Genomic DNA, 1,744 nt, shown 5'->3' with positions numbered 1-1,744 from the left:
GTCCTTACTGTGGGGCGAACAGCAGGAGCTGACCCAGCAGTGGCTCAAGCTGGCGCAAATTCTGCACCAGACCAGCCACGCCCAGGCGCTGGCGGCTCCGCTGAGCCTGCTGGTGGATAATTTTGGCCTGCCGACCGAAGGGTTCCTCACCCGGGGTGATATCGCCCTGCCGGAGGTCCAGCAGGCGGTACTGCACCCGCTGCACAACGGCGAGCTGCTTAACGCCATCAGCATCCCGCTGGATGTGCTGGCCCTGCTCACCCGAGAGCTGATCCTGCCGGTAGAAAACAGCGCGCTGGCCGGAGTGGATATTATTGATATTCCGGCCCCGTCCGCGCAGCCCGATTCACCGCTGGCCCTGGCGAAACTGCAGTGGTTACTGGAGCACTATCGCCAGCAGCTGCAGCCGGACGTCCTGGTGATCTGCAATGCCACTGCCCATCACGGCCAGACCGTCCGCACCGCGAAAATGTTGCTTAACTGGGTGAAAGCGACCCAGCCGGGCGACGATGCCGCCCTCCCAGGGCTGGTGTGGGCGATTACGCCCCAGGATGCGCGCTTTACCCGCCGTTCCAATCTCGACGAAGCGGTGCAGCAGCTGCTCGGCAAACCCGGCCAGCACTGGGGAACGTTGCAGGCGCTGGACAGCAGCAGTATGCAGCGGGTGATTGAGTGGTTATCCCAGGCGACGCTGCCCGCCCAGCGCGAGACGCGTTTACAGGGGTTACGCCAGCAGCATCAGCGGGAACTGCATCAGCTGATGCGGGGGTATCTGGCTCCGCTGACTCAGGATCCTGACGCCCAGCGCGGCACCGCCGAAGCGATGGTGCGTGCCCTGCAGGGGAGCGCCGCCCGTCACGGCGAGCTGCTGGAGGGGTTACTCCCGCCGCTGCGCGCCTTTGAGACGCTGCTCGCCGTGCAGCAGCCGCGCGAAGAGCAGGTTAACGGCCTGTTTACCGATGCCATTGACCTGTTTGCCGACAGCACCCAGGATAGCGATGAGATGTTGCAGCCGACGGACAAAGCCCGTCTGGCCCATCTGGTGTGGATCAACCATCTGCGCCAGTGGAGCCGGGATGAAGCCGTCGCCAGCCGTCTGGGGCTGGATACCGCGATCCTGCAGCAGATTGGCGATGTGCTGGTGGTAGCCAGCTATCGTCTGAATCTGCTGGTGCAGCTGAAAAAGATTGTTGATACCGATAAAAGCAGCGCTGCACAGCTGCATGCCGCACTCGGCAATTTTGTGGGATGGGTCGGCTATGCTCAGACGCCGGCTTCCGCCCGCCCGGCCAGCCGCATCCGCAAAGGGCAGCCGGTGTTTGTCACGCCTGTGGTTAACAGCACTGCGCCACGCTTGACCCGTCTGGGGGAGCAGCCGGTGCATGCGGCCACGGCCTATGTCTATGACTGGCTGGTGGCGCTCTATACCCAGGCGATTGATAACATCGGGTATCAGCATCCGCATGATATTACCCATGACGATCGCAGAGCGTTGCAGGTTTTGCTCGCCTGATACGGTGCAAGAACCTTAGCCGGTAAGACACGGTACAGGAGCGGTCTGTACCCCTCTAATCCACCATTCTCTCGGTGGGCTGAGGGGAATATGCGGCAGTGGAGGTGGTTCCGTTCACCATACTTTCCTTGCTTCTCTGTAAACCGCGTCACCCGTGAACGTGTTAAGGGGGCTATCGCCGCCCCCTTAACAATCCCGGCTCCCGGCAAGAAAATCGCCGCTTCGCGGTGC

1 protein-coding gene is annotated in these 1,744 nt (G+C 62.3%); it reads left to right on the top strand.

Annotated elements, in window-relative coordinates; genetic code table 11:
* On the top strand, positions 1–1,513 hold a 1,513-nt coding region (locus tag WFM46_RS23660; RefSeq protein ID WP_336998715.1), incomplete at its 5' end, for a virulence factor SrfC family protein.
* Between the last annotated feature and the right edge of the window lie 231 nt (positions 1,514–1,744).

It is taken from the genome of Leclercia sp. M50, from assembly GCF_037150775.1.
Classification (GTDB): domain Bacteria; phylum Pseudomonadota; class Gammaproteobacteria; order Enterobacterales; family Enterobacteriaceae; genus Enterobacter.
Note: the sequence above shows the minus strand (reverse complement) of the source record. Positions and strands in the feature narration are given on the sequence as shown.